19 protein-coding genes and 1 pseudogene are annotated in these 20,422 nt (G+C 63.4%); 5 read left to right on the top strand and 15 right to left on the bottom strand.

Going from position 1 to position 20,422, the window contains the following annotated elements:
* Nucleotides 1-94 precede the first annotated feature (94 nt).
* Together A3OO_RS0108305 and A3OO_RS0108310 are read right to left on the bottom strand one after the other, a co-directional pair.
* Nucleotides 95-742: an SCO family protein gene (locus tag A3OO_RS0108305; RefSeq protein WP_018407376.1), complete on the bottom strand. Its 648-nt coding sequence runs from the start codon at nt 740-742 to the stop codon at nt 95-97.
* A gap of 71 nt (nt 743-813) precedes the next feature.
* Nucleotides 814-1,167, bottom strand: coding sequence for a hypothetical protein (locus A3OO_RS0108310; RefSeq protein ID WP_026222806.1), 354 nt, complete (start codon nt 1,165-1,167; stop codon nt 814-816).
* Nucleotides 1,168-1,320: 153 nt separating this feature from the next.
* Between A3OO_RS0108310 and A3OO_RS21360 the strand changes: the two are divergent.
* Nucleotides 1,321-2,825: pseudogene (locus tag A3OO_RS21360) on the top strand (helicase HerA-like domain-containing protein).
* A gap of 253 nt (nt 2,826-3,078) precedes the next feature.
* Nucleotides 3,079-3,966: an RNA polymerase sigma factor RpoH gene (rpoH, locus tag A3OO_RS0108320; RefSeq protein WP_018407378.1), complete on the top strand. Its 888-nt coding sequence runs from the start codon at nt 3,079-3,081 to the stop codon at nt 3,964-3,966.
* Between the two features lie 6 nt (nt 3,967-3,972).
* Here the strand turns inward: rpoH and A3OO_RS0108325 are convergent, their stop codons facing one another.
* Together A3OO_RS0108325 and A3OO_RS0108330 are read right to left on the bottom strand one after the other, a co-directional pair.
* Entirely contained in the window at nt 3,973-5,037 is a 1,065-nt protein-coding gene (locus A3OO_RS0108325) for a M48 family metallopeptidase (RefSeq protein ID WP_018407379.1), read from the bottom strand.
* 4 nt (nt 5,038-5,041) lie between these two features.
* A complete protein-coding gene (locus tag A3OO_RS0108330; protein WP_018407380.1) occupies nt 5,042-6,202 on the bottom strand; it encodes a YjgN family protein in 1,161 nt (386 codons plus the stop codon).
* Between the two features lie 122 nt (nt 6,203-6,324).
* Between A3OO_RS0108330 and A3OO_RS0108335 the strand changes: the two genes are divergently transcribed.
* Nucleotides 6,325-7,002, top strand: coding sequence for an SDR family oxidoreductase (locus A3OO_RS0108335; RefSeq protein ID WP_018407381.1), 678 nt, complete (start codon nt 6,325-6,327; stop codon nt 7,000-7,002).
* Between the two features lie 19 nt (nt 7,003-7,021).
* On the opposite strand, the gene A3OO_RS0108340 is transcribed toward A3OO_RS0108335, so the two are convergent.
* From A3OO_RS0108340 to A3OO_RS0108360, 5 genes are all read right to left on the bottom strand, one after another.
* Nucleotides 7,022-7,789 (bottom strand): ABC transporter ATP-binding protein, encoded by a 768-nt coding sequence (locus A3OO_RS0108340; RefSeq protein WP_018407382.1) that lies wholly within the window; start codon nt 7,787-7,789, stop codon nt 7,022-7,024.
* Nucleotides 7,731-8,486, bottom strand: a complete 756-nt coding sequence (locus tag A3OO_RS0108345) for an ABC transporter permease (protein WP_018407383.1) — start codon at nt 8,484-8,486, stop codon at nt 7,731-7,733. The genes A3OO_RS0108340 and A3OO_RS0108345 overlap by 59 nt, the downstream gene beginning before the upstream one ends.
* Entirely contained in the window at nt 8,483-9,466 is a 984-nt protein-coding gene (locus A3OO_RS0108350) for an ABC transporter substrate-binding protein (protein ID WP_018407384.1), read from the bottom strand. The genes A3OO_RS0108345 and A3OO_RS0108350 overlap by 4 nt, the downstream gene beginning before the upstream one ends.
* A 287-nt stretch (nt 9,467-9,753) precedes the next feature.
* Nucleotides 9,754-10,491 (bottom strand): MBL fold metallo-hydrolase, encoded by a 738-nt coding sequence (locus A3OO_RS0108355; RefSeq protein WP_018407385.1) that lies wholly within the window; start codon nt 10,489-10,491, stop codon nt 9,754-9,756.
* 15 nt (nt 10,492-10,506) lie between these two features.
* Complete coding sequence (locus A3OO_RS0108360; RefSeq protein ID WP_018407386.1) at nt 10,507-12,057, bottom strand: alpha/beta hydrolase family protein; 1,551 nt, start codon at nt 12,055-12,057, stop codon at nt 10,507-10,509.
* A gap of 193 nt (nt 12,058-12,250) precedes the next feature.
* On the opposite strand from A3OO_RS0108360, the gene parE reads away from it, so the two are divergent.
* Together parE and A3OO_RS0108370 are read left to right on the top strand one after the other, a co-directional pair.
* Nucleotides 12,251-14,266, top strand: coding sequence for a DNA topoisomerase IV subunit B (gene parE / locus A3OO_RS0108365; protein ID WP_018407387.1), 2,016 nt, complete (start codon nt 12,251-12,253; stop codon nt 14,264-14,266).
* Nucleotides 14,267-14,326: 60 nt separating this feature from the next.
* Nucleotides 14,327-15,394, top strand: a complete 1,068-nt coding sequence (locus A3OO_RS0108370; RefSeq protein WP_018407388.1) for a sensor histidine kinase — start codon at nt 14,327-14,329, stop codon at nt 15,392-15,394.
* Here A3OO_RS0108370 and A3OO_RS0108375 read toward each other — a convergent pair.
* The 6 genes from A3OO_RS0108375 to A3OO_RS0108400 form a co-directional block, all read right to left on the bottom strand.
* Nucleotides 15,375-16,748, bottom strand: a complete 1,374-nt coding sequence (locus A3OO_RS0108375) for a DUF2252 domain-containing protein (protein ID WP_018407389.1) — start codon at nt 16,746-16,748, stop codon at nt 15,375-15,377. The two genes, A3OO_RS0108370 and A3OO_RS0108375, sit on opposite strands and share 20 nt — an antisense overlap.
* A gap of 72 nt (nt 16,749-16,820) precedes the next feature.
* A complete protein-coding gene (locus A3OO_RS0108380) occupies nt 16,821-17,213 on the bottom strand; it encodes a (deoxy)nucleoside triphosphate pyrophosphohydrolase (protein ID WP_018407390.1) in 393 nt (130 codons plus the stop codon).
* A 17-nt stretch (nt 17,214-17,230) separates the two neighbouring features.
* Nucleotides 17,231-17,752, bottom strand: a complete 522-nt coding sequence (locus A3OO_RS0108385) for a carboxypeptidase-like regulatory domain-containing protein (RefSeq protein WP_018407391.1) — start codon at nt 17,750-17,752, stop codon at nt 17,231-17,233.
* A gap of 67 nt (nt 17,753-17,819) precedes the next feature.
* A complete protein-coding gene (locus tag A3OO_RS24555; protein ID WP_018407392.1) occupies nt 17,820-17,948 on the bottom strand; it encodes a hypothetical protein in 129 nt (42 codons plus the stop codon).
* A gap of 18 nt (nt 17,949-17,966) precedes the next feature.
* Nucleotides 17,967-19,214 carry a bifunctional glutamate N-acetyltransferase/amino-acid acetyltransferase ArgJ gene (gene argJ / locus A3OO_RS0108395; RefSeq protein WP_018407393.1) on the bottom strand — a complete coding sequence of 416 codons (1,248 nt, stop codon included), beginning with the start codon at nt 19,212-19,214 and terminating at the stop codon, nt 17,967-17,969.
* Nucleotides 19,215-19,458: 244 nt separating this feature from the next.
* On the bottom strand, nt 19,459-20,361 hold the full coding sequence (locus A3OO_RS0108400; RefSeq protein WP_026222808.1) for a peptidylprolyl isomerase: 903 nt from the start codon (nt 20,359-20,361) through the stop codon (nt 19,459-19,461).
* Nucleotides 20,362-20,422 lie beyond the last annotated feature (61 nt).

Below are 20,422 nucleotides of genomic sequence, written 5' to 3' on the forward strand. Positions count from 1 at the left end.
CATATGAGTCGCGAGTTCCAAAATTGCAGCTTGATGAAAATATTTCCCTTGCGTTGCCTTTTTGCGCGCTCTCCGGTGCAGGCGACTGCACGCGCTACAGATGGCGTTCAAGCTCACGCGCGGCTTCGGCAGGGCGTCGCGCCACGTTGAACGGGCTTACAAAGCGGCCGTTCTTGTCCATCAGATACACGACAGTGGTGTGGTCGACGGAATAGTCCTCTTCCTTGCCGGGCGCACGCTTGGAGAAGATACGATATTCGCGCAACACGGGATCGAGCGAAGCGCGCGGACCGGTGACGCCAATGATGCGCGGATCGAAATTGGAGAGATAATCTTTGAGAGCCTCGGGCGTGTCTCGCTCCGGATCGACGGTGACGAACAGCGCGCCGACTTTCGCATCCGGCCCCATCGCCCGCAAGATCTCCGACATCTCGAAGAGCGTGGTGTGACAAATGTCGGGACAGTGCGTATAGCCGAAGAAAACGAGGAAGGGGCGTCCGAGGAAATCCTGCTCTGTCACCCGCTGCCCGGTATGTGCGGTGAGCTGAAAAGGTCCGCCGATGGTTTCCGTCGACGTCGTGGGCTTGCCGCTGGTGAAGTAGACAAAGGCGACGAACATGAACGCGAAGACAGCGCCGACGCCGATCAGCAGCGGCCTCGAGATGCCTGGTCCGCTTGTGGATTGTGCGCCCTTTGCGCCGCGCTTGACTCCCTTTGCGCCACCCTTCGATCCGTTGGCCATCGTGCGTTTCCTGATTGTTGTCATGGGCGGCGCGCGCCGCAGCGGGTCCGCTGAGCGGACCGCGAATAGGATTAATCCGCGAAAACTATATGGGCGTCATTGCATAAGTCCACGTCGCCTGAATCTTTCGCGTCGTCGAACGCCCAACGCGCCTCAAAGCGGCAGCCTCTGGCGCCGGTGATGGGAAACCGCGTGCGGCCTCCGGCGGCCAGCGGCTTATCGAGCTTGCCGACGATGGCCTCCGGCGCCGTTTTGTTTTTTGCCGCCATGACGATCTCGAAGCTTTTCAGCGGCACGGGACGCTGATTCTCCAGATCGACGGTTTGCGCCAGCTTCGCCGGCGCCGTTCGCGGCTTCGTCGCGCCGACCGCCTGCGCGACGCCGGCGGCGGCGACGACGCCGATCATCGCCAAGCGTAGCTTCATTGGATTTTCTCCCGGCGCGAACTTATCGCGCCCTTTTGCATTCGCCAAGCGCCGTCGCGCCCAGACTGAGCCGCACGGGGCGGACATGCGCGTCCTGCGCCGATGGTGTAGCTTCGCGCAATTGCGATTCCTGACTGTGAAAGCGCTTTAACCATGAGCGAAACCCCGAGCGCCGTCCCAGGCAAAATCCTCGTCGGCGCAAGCATGAAGGATGGGAAGCCGCAGGCTTACCACTACCTTCTGCTCGCGCTTGGCAATCGCCATGGCTTGATCGCGGGCGCAACCGGCGGCGGCAAAACCGTTTCGCTGCAGCGGCTCGCCGAGGGCTTCTCGAACGCCGGAACCTGCGTCTTTCTCGCCGACGTCAAAGGCGATCTTGCGGGCCTGTCGCAGCCGGGCGAAGGCAAGTCGGCCTTCGTCGCGCGCGCCAAGGAGATTGGCGTTCTCTACGAGCCCGACCGGTTTCCCGTCGCCTTCTGGGACGTTTTTGGCGAACAGGGACACCCGGTTCGGGCTTCGATCTCGGAAATGGGGCCGCTGCTTCTTTCGCGCCTGCTCGATTTGAACGACGTCCAAGAGGGCGTTCTGAATGTCGTTTTCAGGGTTGCGGACGAGCAGGGCATGTTGCTGCTCGATTTGAAGGATTTGCGGGCGATGCTCGCGCATGTTGCGGAGAACGCCGCGGCCTACAAACAGAAATACGGAAATGTGGCGCCCGCGAGCGTCGGCGCCATTCAGCGGCAGCTGTTGGTGCTGGAGACGCAGGGCGGCGCAAGTTTCTTCGGCGAGCCGGCGCTCGACATCATGGATTTCCTGCGAGTCGATCGCGACGGACGCGGGGTCATCAATATTCTCGCCGCAGACAAGTTGATGCGCGCGCCGCGGCTCTACGCGACCTTCCTTCTTTGGATGCTTTCCGAGCTGTTCGAAGCCCTGCCGGAAGTCGGCGATCTCGACAAGCCGAAGCTCGTTTTCTTCTTCGACGAGGCGCATCTTCTGTTCACCGACGCGCCGAAGGCGCTGCTGTCCGCCATTGAGCAGGTCGTGCGTCTCTCGGCGTCTATTTCATCACCCAAAATCCGCTCGACGTGCCGGACACGGTTCTGGGCCAACTCGGCAACCGCATTCAACATGTGCTGCGCGCATTCACGCCCCGCGATCAGAAGGCGGTGCGCGCCGCCGCCGAGACCTTTCGCGACAATCGCGCCCTCGAGGAAGCTGAGGCGATCATGCAGCTTGGCGTTGGCGAAGCGCTGGTGTCGATGCTCGACGCCAAAGGAACGCCCGAAGTCGTCGAACGAACGTTGATCGCGCCGCCGTCCGCCCGCGTTGGACCGATATCGCCGCAGGAGCGGAAGGCCGTCATGGCCGCGAGCGCCTTCGGGGGAAAATACGACACGATGGTCGATCGCGAGTCCGCATTCGAAATGCTGCAAGCGCGCGCCAAGGGCAAGGGCGAGGCCGAAAGCGGCGCGGGCGGCGGTCTGCTCGGCGCGCTCGGCGGCATATTGGGCGGCATTTTTGGCAAGGGCGACAAGAAGCGCATGTCGCCCGCGGAACTCGCGGCGCGCGCCGCGATTCAATCGGCGGCGCGGTCCGCCGGGACACAGATCGCGCGCCAAATTCTGCGCGGCGTGCTGGGCGGCATGTCGAAGTGAATTCGCGCCCGAAGATTGCGGAATCATACGGGCAGAATCTTCGCCAAACTTGCGCGGCCAAACTCGCGCGGCCGAGCCTTTGAAACGCGTCATTCACATTGCTGAATCTTAATCCGTGCTTTAGCCTCCCTTCACGCAATTGTCATTTTCCAGCCCACTAGGGGCGCCCTATAATGACCCCCTGTCGCGGCCGGCGTTTTGTGGCCGCGCTTCGCGGACCCGCCTTACTCAGGGGGTTCGTCAGGAGGGACTTATGGCGAATGCCTTGCCAATCGTCTCAGAAGACGGCCTAGCCCGCTATCTTTCTGAAATCAGGCGGTTTCCAATGTTGGAGCCGCAGCAGGAATATATGCTTGCCAAGCGCTGGCGCGAGCATGAAGACGCAAAAGCCGCGCAGGAATTGATCACGTCGCATCTGCGGCTCGTGGCGAAAATCGCCATGGGCTATCGCGGCTACGGCTTGCCGATCGGGGAAATCGTTTCCGAAGGCAATGTCGGCCTCATGCAGGCCGTCAAGCGCTTCGAGCCCGAGCGCGGCTTCCGCCTTGCGACCTATGCAATGTGGTGGATCCGCGCCTCCATCCAAGAGTATATTTTGCGCTCCTGGTCGCTCGTCAAAATGGGCACCACCGCGAGTCAGAAGAAGCTCTTCTTCAATCTTCGCAAGGCCAAGAGCCGCATCTCGGCCTTCGAGGAAGGCGACCTGAAGCCCGAGAATGTCGAAAAGATCGCGCATCGGCTTGGCGTGTCCAAGCAGGACGTCATCGACATGAATCGCCGCATGGGCGGCGACTCGTCGCTCAACACGCCTTTGCGCGAGGAGGGCGAAGGCGAATGGCAGGACTGGCTTGTCGACGATAGCGTCGATCAAGAGCATCTGCTGGTCGCCCACGAAGAAAGCGACAATCGCCTGAAGGCGCTGCGCGGCGCGCTTGACGTGCTCAATCCGCGCGAGCGGCGCATCTTCGAGGCGCGCCGACTGTCCGACGATCCTGTCACGCTCGAAACGCTCTCCGAGGAATTCGGCGTGTCGCGTGAGCGCGTGCGCCAGATCGAGGTGCGCGCCTTCGAGAAGGTGCAGGCGGCGGTGCGCGACGGCGTCGCGCGGATCGAAGCGGCGCCCGCGCCGGCGGCGCCGTAGATAGGGCTAGTCGCAGATCGTCTTCAGCGCCTTCCATTCGTCGTCTGTGAGCACGGGATCGGCCGTGGCTTTGTCCGCGGCCGAGAGCTTGGCGAGTCTGTCTTCGCTCAAGGGGTGATCGTGGAGGATGGTGAGGAAGCCGTCTTTTTCGTTGCCTGTGACGCGCAGCAGCAATTCGCCCATCGGTTTCGCGGGCCGGCCGAGGCGGGCGAGCGTTTGCGCAGCGAATGCGTCGGCCCGCGCCTCCGCTTCCCGCGAATTGGCGGCGTTCAGCAAAGTCTTGCCGGCGAAAACCACGGCGCCGCCGCCGGCCACGTCGCCAAACAGCAGGCCGAAGAGATAGGCGGTTCCGCCATCGGCGATGATGCGGCGCAGGTGATCGCGGTTCTGCAAATGACCGAGTTCATGCGCCAACACGCCCAGGATTTCATCCTGCGACTGCGCCTTCTCCAACAGTCCCGCAAGGACGAACACCTTACCCCCTGGAAGGGCGAAGGCGTTTGGCGTTCTTTCGGAGAGCGCCTCGATGGTCGCCGTCACGTGAAGGCCGGACGCGTCCTGCAAGCGTTTGGAGAGCTTCACGAGCGCGGCCGAGCCCTTGGGCGGTGTGCAGTTCTTGCCGTCGAACATTTGGCGCATCTGGCGTTCGGCCACTTCGCCAATACGGTTTTCCCATGAAATGGGCACGAGCGGCGCTAAGCGGTCGGCGGCGAAGGGAACGCCGAACCAAACGAGGCCGACGATCGAAGCGGTCGCGGCGAGCGACCACGCCACGATTTTGAGCGTCGAACCGTCGTGCGCCGCGTCATCCGCGAGCTTCGGACAATGGCGTTCGACCTCGCGCTGAGTGTCGCCGTCGCGGATGTCGAGATGCGCCAATTGCGCGGCGCCAATCGCCCGCAGCCGCATCAGGTCGGCTGGCGCGGGGATGCGGCGCACGTCGGCGTAAGACCACGCGGAGAGAACCGCGCCGTCCTCGCATATTTCCAGCGTCGGACCGAAAGCGAGCGAGACGCGGCGCTTCTTGTTGACGACACCGTCGAAATAGATCGCCTCGAATTTTTCGTTCACGCCGTCAGAATCCTGCGACGTCGAGACTATCGGCGAAGCCTTCGCCGAGCGCGGTGGGCGGCGACGCGTCGAGCCGCATCGCGACCTCTTGCGCGGCGTGCAAATTGTGAATCGTTAGCGAATTGACGACGATCCGCCACACCCGCTGGACGAAGTAGGTTCGCCACAGAATCGAATATTGCACGATCAGTGCAAGATAGAAGAATACAGCCAAGACGACGCCGAGGATTTTGGGCAGGAAGGCGATGGCGAGCGCCGCGCCGATCCCCGCCGCCAGCAGCGAAGCGAAGAAAAGGCCGACGAAAATCCAATAATTTCTAGTCAGGGCGTGGCGCTCCAGGGTCGAGGCCGCCCGCACGTCGCCGATGCGCACGCCTTCCAGCCACCACTTCCACTGCAGGGCCTTAAACCGCGCATATATGAAGACCAAGGCTGGAAGGGTCGGCAGCATCAACAAGAACCAAGCGCCTTGCTTCGTGAGTTCATAGAGGACAGGCCCCACCAAGTAAGCAGCCGCCGTGAAGGCGGCGCCGATCCAAAGCAGCCAGCCCTGTTTGAAGAAACTGCCGCCGGTTGCAATGAAGTCGCCACGAAGATCGCCGTAATAGGTGTGGCGCATCTTGTAGCGTTCCAATGCAGCCTGCATCCACGGCAGCGCTAACCCGAGCGTGACGACGCTGACGAAGCCCCAGCCCATGGCGCGCAGCGCATAGGAAACGCCGGAGCCTTCCATGTGAAAGCGCAGCCCTCGCCAGGCGGTGCGATGCAAGCGGTAGCGCCGCGCCCGATAGATCGCAAACTGCCAAAAGGTCAGAAAGAAAACGCCGAACACGGACGATGCGAACGATTGTGCGCGTTCCGCTTCGACGCCGAGCAGGAAAGACGCGAGATAGATAGGCGCAAGAATCGCGATGGCGAAAAGGAAGCCGATGAGCAATTCGCGCGCCGTGCCGAGATAGGCGAAGGCGTCGCCGTCCAGCACCGTATGCGACCACAGATGCTGGCGGATTTTGGTCGCCAGCCAAAAGCGGTAGAAGCCGAAGGTGACGATCTCAAGGAGCGCGCCTTTGCGCAGAAGGTCGCGAAATTCGTCGTCGTGGCCCGTGAAAACAATATCGCTCGACTCCGGCGCGCGCTGCGCCGCGTCTACTGTCATGTCGTTCATGAAAAAAGCCCCCTTGAACAGGGCGAATACTGCACCGCCACATGACCTTGGGCAAGCCTGTCCCGCGCCGCATCGACGCTATATTAAGAAGAGATCAATTTAAGAACGCGGGTGGATAAAACATGTCCCATTGGCTCATCGCCGGCGCGAGCCGCGGCATTGGATTGGAGGCTGCGCGTCAGCTTTCAGCACGAGGGGAGCGCGTGACCGCGAGCGCGCGTAGCGCGGCGGGCGTGGCGGCGCTGAAAGCGGCCGCGCCTGAGGCGACGACATTGCAGTTCGACGTGCGCGACGAGGCGCAGATCAAGGCCGCCGCCGCGCGGGTTTCCGATCCTATCGACGCGCTCATCGTCAACGCCGGCGCCTATGGGCCGCAGCGCCAATCCTCCACCGATATGGATTTCGAAGGCGCGCTCGATCTTCTCTCGGTCAATACGCTGGGTCCGCTGCGCGTCGTTCAGGCCTTTCTGCCGCTTATAAAGCGCAGCGCCCGTCCCCGCATCGTCATGATGTCGAGCATACTCGGGTCGATGTCGCTGGAAGGGACATTCAATGTCGCCTACCGCGTGTCTAAAGCGGGGCTGAACAAGATCGCGCAATGTCTCGCCGCCGATCTGAAGGCGGAAGGCGTCATCGTCGTCGCGATGCACCCCGGCTGGGTGCGCACCGACATGGGCGGGGCGGACGCCACGCTCGACGTGCGCGACAGCGTGGCCGGAATCATTCGTGTCGCCGAGTCGCTGACGCTCGCTGACACGCGCCGCTATCTCGACTACCGCGGCGAAAACATTCCCTGGTGAAGCAGGACACGCTCAAGCGCTAAGGATGTCTCGGGTGAGATGACCCGGCGCGCGCCGCAGCAAACGCGTCTTTCGCCTGCGCTTCAAGCGTCGCCGCCGTCTCTTTCTCCAACGCCCTTCGCGGCGCCGGCACATCGATCGTGGCGACGACATGGGCGGGACGCGCCGACAACAGGAACAGCCTGTCTCCAAGCGCAATCGCCTCGCGCAGATCGTGCGTCACGATCAGCGTCGTGATGCGCCGCTCATCGATGAGCCTTGCGATCATCTCGCGCAGATCTCGGGCAAGCGCCGCGTCAAGCGAAACGAGCGGTTCGTCCAGCAACAGGAGGTCCGGCTTGACGGCGAGCGCCCGCGCAAGAGCGACCCGCCGCGCGAGGCCGAGCGAAAGCTCGCGCGGGAAATGCGCCGCGTGCTCAGCGAGACCGAGTTCGTCGAGGAGCGCGGCGATGTCGTCTTCGCGCGCATGCGGCGCGGAGATTCGGATATTGTCGATGACGCTGCGCCAGGGCAGCAATCGCGGCTCTTGAAAAACCATGCCGAGCCGGCCGTGTTCGGGCAGGACAATCGTTCCGACATAGTCCTTGTCGAGGCCGGCGATGAGGCGCAGCAGAGTCGTCTTGCCGCAGCCGGAAGGGCCGACGACCGCGCCTGCCTGTCCCGCGGGCAGCATCAGCCGTAGCCCTTCGAGCGCCCGAAGCGGCCGGCCGCTGGCGGAATGATAATCCTTAGTCGCGATCGAGACGTCGAGAGACGTCGCGCCGCCAGCGGGAGACGTGTCGTTCAAGAGGCTGCACCAGAAAGGTTTCGACGCCGAGCATCAGCGCGACGAAGGGAAGCGCGTAAGCAAGCAGAAGCCTCATGTCAAAGAGCTGAAAGGCCATGTTGATTTCGAATCCGACGCCGTTCGAGCGCCCCAGCAGTTCGACGACGAGAACGATCTTCCAGACGAGCGACAGGCCGGAACGCGTCGCCGCCGCAAGATAGGGCGCGAGCTGCGGCAGGACGAGATGCCTGAAGCGCGCGGCGGGAGAAAAGCGAAACACATGCGCCATGTCCTCAAGCTGCGGATCAAGCGCGCGGGCGCCTTCGCGCACGACGACGATGGCGTTGGGCAGCTTGTTGAGCGCGACGGCGCCGATCGCGGCGACTTCCGTGAGGCCGGCCCAGACATAGGCGAGCACGATGACGACCAGCGCCGGCAGATTGAGCAGCGTGACGAGCCAGGGATCGAGCAGCCGGTCGGCGAGCCTGTTGCGACCCATGACATAGCCGATCGCCGCGCCGAAACTCATGGCGAGCGCGAAGGCGGCGACGACGCGCGCCAGCGTGATCGAGAGATTGGAGAACAGCGCGCCGGAGACCGCCTCTTCATAAATCTTCTCGAAAACGGCCATCGGTCCCGGAAGTCGGCGCGGATCTGAAAGCCACGCGCCGATCTGCCAAAGCAGGAGTAGAGCCGCAAGCGAGATGAACCGGATCAATTCGGCTTGACCTCGGCGCCCTTGTAGAAGGTCCCCGGATCAAGCGTCTGGCTCGGCCCGACGAGCTTTTCGCCGCCGAGCGCAGCGAGCGCGCCATAGAGCGTCCGGGCGTCGGCCTCTTCCTGCGCGATCGGGCGTTTCGGCAAGCTGGCGACATAGCGCTTGCGGTAGATGTCGACTGTCTTGGCGTCCTCGCCGCGAAGGCGCTGCGTCTTGACCACGTCCCAAGCCTTGTCCGAAGTCGCGATCAGCTCCTTAGCTTTCTTCGTCATCGAGAAGAACCGCGCCAGCGCGTCCCTGTTCTTCGCCGCGAAGCGTTCGTCGAAGACATAGCCGGTGACGACGACGTCGCCCTTGGCGCCGAGCGCCTTTTCGACGTCGGTGAGTTCGACGGCGCGCGTGAAGCCTTGCGCCTCAAGATCGGCGGCGAAATTCCAGAATTCGAGCGCCGCGTCGATCTCGCCCTCCAGCGCCTTTTCGGCGATGAGCGGCGGCGCGCCATAAAGCACGGTTGCGGTCTTGTCGAGATCGACGTCGTTCTTGAGCGCATAGGCCTTAAGCATGAGCCAGCTCTTGTCGAGCGGCCCGCCGGCGACGCCGAGCGTCTTGCCGGCGAGGTCCTTGACGCTCTTGATCGCGGGGTTCTTGGTCATGACCGCGCCGATCGCCGATGAGTGCGGGTAGAAGGTCAGCTTCGCGCCCTCCGCGCGCTGGCGGACGACCCATAGCCAATCGGAGATGATGACGTCGGCGCCGCCGCCCTGGATGGCGATCTTGCCGGCGTCGGTCGAGGCGAGCTCGGTGGCGTCGATATCGAGCTTCGCGTCCTTATCGAGGCCGAACGCCTTAGCGACGGCAAGTTCCCAGCCAAGCGTGCCGGTCTTTTGCAGCGCGATGCGCAGTTTTTCCGCCTGCGCCGGCGCGGCGAGGAGAAAGACGCTGGCGAGGCAGGCGGCGAGAGCGACGAAGAAGCGTTGCATGTTTTCCCTAGGATTTTGGCTGAATGTCTTACCGCAGGATCTATATGGCGTCGATGCGCCGCGTTAGGCTGGGCTATATCCGTTGTCGAGGAGCTACCGCCGAAGCCGCTGACGCAAACTCTCCGCGTCATGCCCGCGCTTGTCGCGGGCATCCGCGCCGGGACGTTAAGCAACGGCTGCAAGGCGCACGCAATGTCGACACGTGGATGGCCGGGACAAGCCCGGCCATGACGGTTCGGTGTGCCAACGCCGTTTTCGACGGTTTCGCCCCGCCATGACGGTTGCCTTCAAGGAGAGTTTTGTCGATTCGCCGCAAGCGCCGCGTCATAAAAATCCGCGAGCTGCGAGAGCAGGGCGGCGCCATCGCCTTCGAAACTGGAGCCGTGCATCACGGCGAGGCGACGTGGCTCCAACGCCGCGAGCATGCGGATCGTCGGGCCTGTCATCGGCGTCAGCGACGTGGCCTGGAAGGCATTCTCCGCCATCATCGCCGCTTCGAGCACACTCTCTTTCGTGACGGCCGGCCCTTCACCGATTTGCGTGAGAAGATCGCCGCAAAACAGCGTGCGGGTCGTCTCCTCATAGATCAGCCCCGATTCCCACGCATGCGGCACATGCGGCGTATCGATGTAGCGCACGCGCCTTCCGCCGATGTCCATGACCTCGCCAGTGCCAAGAGCGCGCGGCGGCCGGTCGGCGAGATCGTTCAGCGACACCATGCAGGCGGTCTGGCCATGAACCACTTGCGCCTGCGGCGCAGCCGCGAGCCACAGATTCATCGACCCGCATTCATCGGCTTCGACGTGGCCGAAGGAAATCCAGCGCAGCCGTTCGATCGGCATGATCGCGGCCAAGGCCTTCGACACGCGCGGAAACAGCGCACGCGGGCCGCAATGGAAGAGCAGCGGCTCGTCGGCGTCGATGAGGAACTGGTTGAAGGTGAAACCGGCCGGCGCCGCGATCTCTGGCGCGTAGGTCGAAAAGCGGTAGACGCGCTCGGCGATTTCATCGACCTTCGTTTCCATCTCACCCCCTGACGCTCATGACGATACGGCTGCTTTCGCGTCTTCCGCCGCGGCGGCCGCGACGCTGCTCTGGCCCGGCTTCAGCGCCTTGATCTGATATTTTTCACATTCCGCGCTCAACGCTGCGAGACCGCCGTAAAGCTCCTCAGTATCGCCATAGCCGATGGACGCGAATCGATAAATGAGCCGACGTACCAGGCTCGGCTTCAGGAAATAGCCGGAGTGGACGTCAACCTCGCCTCTGACATAGACCCAAAGCAAGCGCAGATGTCCAAGCCAGGACAGATTCGGCGGCGTGCCGGGCGCAGCGTTCGTCACCACCCCACGACCCTCGGCGTCGATGCTGTCGGTGCAGTCGAAATAGGTCAGCCTCTGCGCGAATGACTCCTCCGACTGCACGGCGTCGAGTTCAGCGTAAAGCTCGTAAAGGGTGCGCGCGCCGACGCGCAGATTGCCGAGCGTCAGCTGTTCGGATAATCCCCAGCCGGTCAGCACGCCGACATTGCCGAGCCGATAGCCGAAGCTGCGGCTCTTCGTCGGCAGCGAGAAAAAATTCGCCGTCGTCGAAATGTTGCGCAGAACTTCGTCGCCTTCATTGGAGAAAAGATGCGCCTCCTGAAAGCGGATCAACGACGAATGCAGCGCATTGCTGCGGCCCAACAGCAGCACCTCTGAGGGAATGTCGGGCGAGACCAGCACGAGGCGGCGCAATATAAAATTCTTTCCAATCTTCGATCTGAGCTCGCGCTGCCTGCGCTCCTCTTCGCTTCCCAGCATCTCCGGGCGGTGGCGCATGGCGGCGATCGCGAGTGGGGAAAACACGTCGGAGAGAATGCGCACGGCGTTGGTGACGACGAAGCCGCCCATGCTATGGCCGATAAAAGACAGCTCGACCCTTCCGATAAGATCGTCGGGGTCATCGTTCGGCCGTTTGGGAAGTCTGTCGTCGATGTCTCGGATAAGATTGACGAGGTCCGGCACGCCGTAATTCGTCGCTCGAAAGCCGTCACGAAAATAGACGATGAGCCGCAAGCCAAAAAGGGTGAGGGGAATGATGGCCATCGCCGCCGTCACGGCCGTCACGACGACGCGCGTGAGCTTCCACCAGTCGCAAATTTCGAAAGAGAAGTTCACGAGATATACGGCGGCGAGCGAGACGAAGAGAATGCCAAGGAGGAATAATGGCGCGGCGTTCAAACCGCTTCGCCAAGGGGTTCCCATCGCTTCCGACGGCCAACGATAACCGATGCAAACGAGGCCGCGGTTTTTGAGCTCATCGTCGTCGTTCAACGCGATGAAAGATTCTTTGAAAGTTTCAAGAACTTTCTTTCGCGGCGTGTTGAAGCCGTGGACGGTAATCAGGAGTTTAGGCTTCTCCTGTTTGGCCAATACCTTGACGATCTTTTCGATGTCCGAAGATTCGCAATTTTCAGGAGTTGACGGCGCACTTTCCTTGTCGTCGATATTATCGGGCGCAGTGCTTTCGACGAAGAACGCGGGGGTGAAGGCCTCGGCGGCAGGTGGAGGGGCGACCTCGTACACCGCCAATTGTTTATTTTGCGCCATGGATTAGCTCCAATTTTTTCGGTTGAGCAAAAATCCTTAAGTGAGTATTTAGCTGGGGCGCGAGCATGCCTCAGCGTCGCCTGTGCGACAAGCGCAAGCCTCGTCTGCCTTTTTTGTGAATTCCTGTGTCGTCCACGCGAATGCGCGTGCGCCGAACCGACCCACCCTGTCGCGAATCGCGCTAAGATCGCTCATGGCATCAAAACCCGATCTTTTCAGCGGCGCGCCGCGCAAGGCGCCCGCGTCGAAACCCGCCCCAAAGCGCGGGCCGGCGGAATATTCCGCCGCCTCGATCGAAGTGCTGGAGGGGCTCGAGCCCGTCCGCCGGCGCCCCGGCATGTATATCGGCGGCACCGACGAGGCGGCGATGCATCACCTCTTCGCCGAGGTGCTGGACAACGCCATGGACGAGGCCGTGGCCGGCCATGCGACCTTCATCGAAGTGACGCTGGAAACAGAGGGCTGGCTCACGGTGATCGACAACGGCCGCGGCATTCCGGTCGAGTCCCATCCGAAATTTCCCAAGAAGTCGGCGCTGGAAGTGGTGATGACCACGCTTCATGCGGGCGGCAAGTTCGATTCCGGCGCCTATCAGACCTCCGGCGGTCTGCACGGCGTCGGCGTCTCGGTCGTCAATGCGCTGTCCGAAAAGCTTGAAGTCGAAGTGGCGATCGCCGGCCAGCTTTACGGCCAGGAGTTTTCGCGGGGCCTGCCGCTCGGCAAGCTCAAGACGCTTGGCCGCGTCAACAATCGGCGCGGGACCAAGGTGCGCTTCAAGCCCGACGCGCAGATTTTCGGCGCCGGCGCGCATTGGAAGCCGGCGCGGCTCTTCCGCATGTCGCGCTCCAAGGCCTATCTCTTCGGCGGCGTCGAAATTCGCTGGCGCTGCGATCCTTCGCTGATCGACCCCGGCGCCGATACGCCGCCTGAGGCGGTGCTGCGCTTTCCCGGCGGCCTGAAGGATTATCTGGCGCGCGAAATCCATGGGAAGGAACTCGTCGCCGATCAGCCCTTCGTCGGCAAGATCACGCGCGAAGGCGGCCATGGTTCGCTGGAATGGGCGGTCTCCTGGCTCGCCGAGGATGACGGCTTTGTCCATTCCTATTGCAACACGATTCCGACGCCCGACGGCGGCACGCATGAGGCAGGGTTTCGCGCCGCGCTCCTAAAGGCGCTTAAGGATCACGCCGAGCGAGTCGGACAGACGAAGCGCGCCAAGGACATCGGCGCCGACGATCTCATGGGCCAGTCGGCCGCGATGATCTCTGTCTTCATTCGCGAGCCGGAGTTTCAGGGCCAGAACAAAAGCCGGCTGATGAGCGCCGAGGCGGCGCGCATCGTCGAAAGCGCGGTGCGCGACGCCTTCGACCATTGGCTCGCCGGAGCCCCCTCGCAGGCCAATAAGCTCTTGGACTTCGCCGTGGAGCGCGCCGAGGAGCGCCTGCGCCGGCGCGCCGAGAAGGACATCGCCCGCAAGACCGCGACCCGCAAACTCCGGCTGCCCGGCAAGCTCGTCGACTGCACGAATAATTCGGCGCAGGGCTCGGAGCTGTTCATCGTCGAAGGCGACTCCGCCGGCGGCTCGGCGAAGGAGGCGCGCAACCGCACGACGCAGGCCATTTTGCCGCTGCGTGGCAAGATTTTGAACGTCGCCTCGGCGACGAAGGACAAGCTTCTCGCCAATCAGCAGCTCGCCGATCTGACCCAGGCGCTCGGCTGCGGACTGGGCGCGCATTACCGCGATGAGGATCTGCGCTACGAGAAGGTGATCGTGATGACCGACGCCGACGTCGACGGCGCGCACATCGCCTCGCTGCTCATCACCTTCTTCTATCGGCAGATGCCGCGCCTCATCGAGAACGGCCATCTCTATCTGGCGCAGCCGCCGCTCTATAAGCTGACGCAGGGCGCGAAGACCGTTTACGCGCGGGACAATGAACATCGCGACGAATTGATCGCCAAGGAGCTGACCGGGAAGGGAAAAATCGAGACCGGCCGCTTCAAGGGGCTTGGCGAGATGAGTGCGGCTCAGCTCAAGGAAACGACGATGGACCCGAGCAAGCGCACGCTCCTCAAAGTCGTCGTGGAGCCGGAAGATCGCGAGGAGACAGCGGACTGCGTCGAGCGGCTGATGGGCAACAGGCCGGAAGCGCGCTTCGCCTTCATCCAGGAGCGCGCCGCGTTCGCGACGGAGCTGGTCGATATCTAACCGCTCGCGCCCGGACGCATCTGGGAGTATGCTGCCGGCCTCCCAACAGACAGGCGCCGCGTGACCGACACGGAAATTCGCCCAACGACGACCGAGGATGCGCGCGCCCCGCGGTCCTTCTGCGACGAGCAGGCCTTCGCCCTGGAGCGGATGCAGCTTGCGCTCGACGCCGGGCGCACCGGCATCTGGGACTGGAACCTCCTGACGGGCGAAGTCCATATCGACGAGCGCGTGCGCCGCCTGTGGGGCCTTCCAGAAGGCGTTCCGGCGAGTTTCGAGATTTTCCGCAGCGCGCTGCATCCGCAGGACAAGAAGCGTACGAAAGAGGCTGTCGGCGTCGCGCTCGATCCTACGCACGAGGGCGATTACGAGATCGAATATCGCGTCATCGGTCAGACCGACCGCATCGAGCGCTGGGTCTCGGTGCGCGGCCGCACTTTTTTCGACGAAGGCCGCGCGGTCCGCATTCTCGGCACCGCGCGCGACATCACGCCGCGCAAGCAGCGCGAGCAGCATGTGCGCGTGCTCTTGCGCGAACTCGTGCATCGCTCGAAGAACCTGCTCGCCGTCGTGCAGGCGATGTCGCGGCAGACGGCCGCCGGTTCGCCCTCCGTCGAAGATTTTCAGCGCAAGTTCGGCGCCCGCCTGCAGGCGCTGTCGATGGCGCATGATCTGCTCGTGTCGCAGGATTGGCGCGGCGCCTCGATGCGCGAATTGGTGCGCGCTCAGCTCGCCTATTGCATGGACGTGCCGCAGGGCGACGTGTCGTCGCGCGCGACGATCGATGGCCCGAAAATCATGCTGAAGCCGGAGGCGGCGCAGAACATCGGCCTCGCTTTGCATGAACTCGCCACGAACGCGCTAAGCTTTGGCGGCCTGTCACGGCCGGACGGCGCCGTCTCGCTGACATGGCGCTTCGAAGACGGGCGGCTCAATATCGAATGGCGCGAGAGCGGCGGCCCGGCTGTGGCGATGCCGCCGCGCGAAGGCTTCGGCCATAAGGTCATCAAGCGACTTGTCTCGCAGGCGCTGGATGGGACGGCCACGCTCAACTTTCCGCCCGATGGATTGATTTGGACGCTGTCGATTCCGGCGAGCTACGCGACCGTCAGGGACGAGCAGGCGTAACGCCTCGCTGCTTACAGAATGCTTCGTAGTCCTTCGCGTTTTGCTGCGCATAGAGCATCGCGAAGGACGCGAGAGCGTCGTCGAATGCCTCGCTCTTGCCCATGTATCCGGCGAGAGTCACGGCGTCGGCGGAACGCGCATGCGCGCGCGCCAAGGTGCGCCCGCATAGTTTCGCGTAATCCAGAAGGTCATGATTCTGCAGCAATTCGGTAAGTCCGCCCAAACGGCGCGTCTTCAGCTGGCGCATGTAGAATTCGCGCTTAGACGCAGGGTCGAGCATGGGCCCCAAAAATATGTCCGACGCCGCCTGCATCATGCGCTGGCCTTCCACGACGCGCTTGGCCTGCGCGCCGGGCGATGCGCCAAGGCCGAAGCGTTCCAGCACTGAGCGCTTCGCTTCCTTGATTTGAAGGAAGAGCCGCTCATCGTCCGGACTCATGAACAACGCGATCGTGCAATAGGTGCCGACGCTGCCGACGCCAACGGCCTTGAAAGCGATGTCGCACAAACCATAGCGGTGCAACAAAGAGGCGACGTGCGGCGGCAAGTTCGCGAAGGCGGCGGCAATGAGTCCGTTGACGTCGAATTGATTGGCCTCGCCGTCATCGAGATGGAAGAGCCGCGGCGGCTTGTCCTCGACTCGCCAGTCGCCGGAAGAGTCTTTCGCGACCCTTGGAAAATTGTCCGCATAATCATCTTCGTTTTTGTGCGACGCGATCGCTGCGTGCACGGCGTCGTGGAGAACCCGATCGCGGAGGCCGGCGGCGACGTCACGCAGCGGCACGCGGGTATTCCACGCCTCGAGCGGCGACAAGGCGGCGAGTTTGGTCACCGCGCGGCGGTAGGCTTTGACGGCGGCGCGCGCCGTGGATCTTGCTGTCTGCTCGCTCTTGCCGGCGCCAAGGGCTGCGACGACGGCGCTTGTCGCCAAGCGGCGCACATCGATCGTGACATCGATCTTAGGCAGCGTCTCATCGAAATCATTCACGTCGAACAGCGGATGTCCTTCCGGCGAGACGAAGGCGCCGAAATTCATCAAATGGCAGTCGCCGCAGACCTGCGCGAGAATGCCGGGCGCCGGTTGCGTCGAAAGATCGGCGGCCATCACATCGGCGGCGCCGCGCAGGAAGGCGTGCGGCGACTCCGCCATGGATTTGCGGCGAAGCGGAATCAAGGATTGGATTCGATCCCGTTCGGTCTCGGCGATGATCGCGAGAGCGTTTCGGTTTGCGGCAGGCGTAAAATCCGCCAGGCTTTCGCGCCGGACGAGCTGGCGCAAAGTTTTCCCAGCCGCATGGCGGGCGCGACGATCAAGACCGCGCTCAGCGACGCCAGTCTGCGTTTCAATGTTCATTGTCGGCAATCTCCAAAAAAATGAAGAGGCGATGACGGCATATAGATCGGCTGGGTCAGCGCGCCATCGCGATCAGCCCAGCAGATCGATCAGCGGTCCAATCAGCGGCGCGTCGGCGGGCGGCATCGGATAGTTGCGCAGATCGCGGGCGCGCGCCCATTTCACCGCCTGTCCCTCCATCGGCGAAACAAAGCCCTCCCACTTACGGCAGACGTAGAGCGGCATCAGAAGATGGAAGTCGTCGTAGGCGTGGCTCGCGAAGGTCAAAGGCGCGAGGCAGGGCGCGCAGACCCGCACGCCGAGTTCTTCTTCGAGTTCGCGGGCGAGAGCGTCTTCCGGCCGCTCGCCGGGATCTAGCTTGCCGCCGGGAAACTCCCACAGACCGGCGAGCTTCTTGCCTTCGGGACGTTGCGCGATCAGCACGCGGTTGTCGGCGTCGACGAGCGCCGCCGCCACGACGAGCAATAGAGCCACAGGCGCGCTCAATTGCCGGAGAGAACGACTTTCACCGGGCCGTTTTCCTTGCCGGTGAGCGTCACTTCTTCATACATCGCGCCGCCTTCAGGCGTGGGCGCATCCTTCGGCTTCCAGATGAGCTGGGTGGTGAGATAATAGCGTCCGGGGGCGACATTTTCGAAGGTGAATCGTCCGTTCGACTCCGTTGTCGTCGTGCGGGTCAGAGAGGCGTATTGGGTGTCCGGCTCGACCTTCGGGATTGACGCGGCCGGGAGGAATTTCACCGAGCCGTAAAAATTCTTGATGCGGCTCTGTGCATAGGTCGTGGCCGGTATCAGCCTCACGGTTTCGCCCGCGGCGTAGCGCACATTCGATTGCCCCGAGCCATCGCGCAGAAAGGCCTGTCCGGCGATGACGCCCCTGCCGGGCGCTCTGATGTAATTCGCCTGCGACGGATCGAAGCCGACGCCTGGCGAGGGGCCGCGCGCGGCGTTGCAGGCTGAAAGCAGGGCGAGCGGCGCCACGAAGAGAAGCTTGACGCAACGCATGACAATAACGCTCCACGAGAACGCAGATCACACACTTGGACCTGCGCCGACGCCGCACGCCTCCGGATCAGACCGGCGAGGCGGCTTCGGCGGCGATGAGGCAATCTAGCACGTCATGCATCGTTCTGACGACTGCGACGCACAGCGACCGCTCAGCCGCCGTCGCTGGCGCGAGGTCGGGAATCACGATGGTCATCGCGCCCGATCCGGCGGATCAGCTCCTGTAATCGCCGTTGATCGCGACATAGTCCTTGGTGAGATCGCAGGTCCACACGGTCGCCGCGCCTTTGCCGAGTCCAAGATCCACGTTGATGACGATGTCGTCGCGCTTCATGATCTGCGAAACCTCTCCTTCGTCATATTCGGGGTCGCGCACCCCCTTGTGGGCGACGCGCACGCCGCCAAACCAGATCGCGAGCCTGTCGCGGTCGGCCTTCTCGCCGGCCTTGCCGACGGCCATGACGATGCGGCCCCAATTGGCGTCCTCGCCGGCGATCGCCGTCTTCACAAGCGGCGAATTGGCGATGGAGAAGGCGACGCGCTTCGCCGCCTTGGCGCTATCGGCGCCCGTCACCGTCACTTCAACGAATTTGCGCGCGCCTTCGCCGTCCTTCACTACTTGATGGGCGAGATCGAGCAGCACGGCGTCCAGCGCACGCTTGAATTCGATCAGTCGCTTGTCGCTCGCCTTTTCGATCTTCGGCGCGCCTCGCGTCTTCGCCGCGCCTGTCGCAAAGAGCAGCAGCGTGTCTGAGGTCGACGTGTCGCCGTCGACCGTGATGGCGTTGAAGCTGCCCTTTACGCCGCTCTCAAGCAGCGCCTGCAGCGCCTCGGCGCCGACGGCGGCGTCGGTGAAGACGAAGGCGAGCATCGTCGCCATGTCGGGCGCGATCATGCCCGCGCCCTTGGCGAAGCCGCTGATCGTCACTTCGACGCCGGCGATCGTCGTCGTCCGGGTGGTAAGTTTCGGATAGGTGTCGGTCGTCATGATGGCGCGCGCGGCGTCCAGCCAGCCGTCGGGCCGCGCCTCCTGCGCGAGCCTCTCCAGCACGCCATCGAATTTATGCGCGTCGAGCGGCTCGCCGATGACCCCCGTGGACGCCAGAAAAATCTGCCGTTCGGGCGCGCCGGTCGCCGCGGCGGCGAGCTTCGCCGAGAATTTGACCGCCTGTGCGCCGGTCTTGCCGGTGAAGGCGTTGGCGTTTCCGGAATTGACGAGCAGTGCGCGCGCCTTGCCGCCTTTGAGCCGGTCTCGGCACCAGTCCACCGGCGCAGAGGGACATTTGGATTTGGTGAAGACGCCCGCGACCGTCGTTCCCGGATCGAGCAACGCCAGCATCACATCGGTGCGTCCGGCGTAGCGCACGCCCGCGGCGCCGACGGCGAAGCGAACGCCCTCGAGCGGCGGGATTTCGGGCGCGGATGTTGGCGCGAGCGGTGAAACGGGAGCGTCGTGAGCCATTTTCAGCCCTGAGAGTCGGAGTTGATCTGCGCGGTTTGGACCCTGCGCGAGTCGCGCGTCAAGGCTGTGACTGGCGGCGGACCTGCTTTGTCACCTCGCGCATCGAAATCATGTCGCACGAGATGGGCCGTAAGAGGGGGAGGGACCGGCCTCGCTGCTGCGTAGGCCAGCCCCTTATTCAGGATCTGCCGCTCTGTCCGTCCAGTCGGCCTGCCCTCAGAAAAGGGCGAGGGCGCCTGGGCGCCTACTTCTTCTTCGGCGCTTCGGCGGGCTTCTGCGCCGGAGCGGGCTTGGCGCCGGGAGAGCCCTCGGCCGGCGCGTCGGCGCGTTCGATCTTGGCGCCGTCGCGCAACTTCATGACGAGTTCGCTCTGCGCCTTCTGCACGACGTAGCGGGCGACCTGATCCTTCACCTCATCGAGCGGCGGGAAGACTTTCGGGCGTTTCTCGTCGAGCTTAATGACGTGCCATCCGAATTGCGTCTTGATCGGATCGGAGACCTGGCCCGGCTCCATCTTCGCCGCCGCGTCGCCGAACTCCGGCACCATGCGGTCCTTCGTGAACCAGCCGAGGTCGCCGCCCTTGGCGCCGGGGTCCTTGGAAAGTTCGGTCGCGACTTTGCCGAAATCCTCGCCGGCCTTGATGCGCTTCAGCGCGGCCTTCGCCTCTTCTTCGGTCGGCACCAGAATGTGGTGCGCGTGATATTCGGTTTCGGGCTTCTGGTTTTTCGCCGCTTCGTCATAGGTCTGCTTGACGGCCGCTGCAGTCGCCGCATTCTTGGCGACGTCGCCGAGCAGCGTCTCCATCAGCGCCTTGTCGCGCAAATAGGCGAGCTTTTTGGCGAATTCCGGCGTTTCGGCGAGCTTGTCGGCCTGCGCCTTCTGCACGACGAGCTGCTCGTCGATCAGGAAGTCGAGCACATAGGTTTCACGCGCCTTTCCTTCGAGCTGACGCGGAATGGCGGCGCCAAGATCCTCCATCGCAAGCTTCAGGTCCTCGTCGGTGATCTCGACGCCATTGACCTTGGCGAGGGTTTTCGCGACCGCAGATGTCGCGCCGACGGCGCTCATCGCCAGCAGGGCGGCGAGCGCGGTCGCTCCGAGCGCGGCACGGGCGAGAGAACGCGCATTCTTGCGGGCGTGAGACATGATGTGCTCCAAAAAGAGGCCGGGCCGGCCCTGAACAAAAGCGGCCGTCGCCGCCGGCGGA

It is taken from the genome of Methylocystis rosea SV97, from assembly GCF_000372845.1.
GTDB classification, from domain to species: Bacteria; Pseudomonadota; Alphaproteobacteria; order Rhizobiales; family Beijerinckiaceae; genus Methylocystis; species Methylocystis rosea.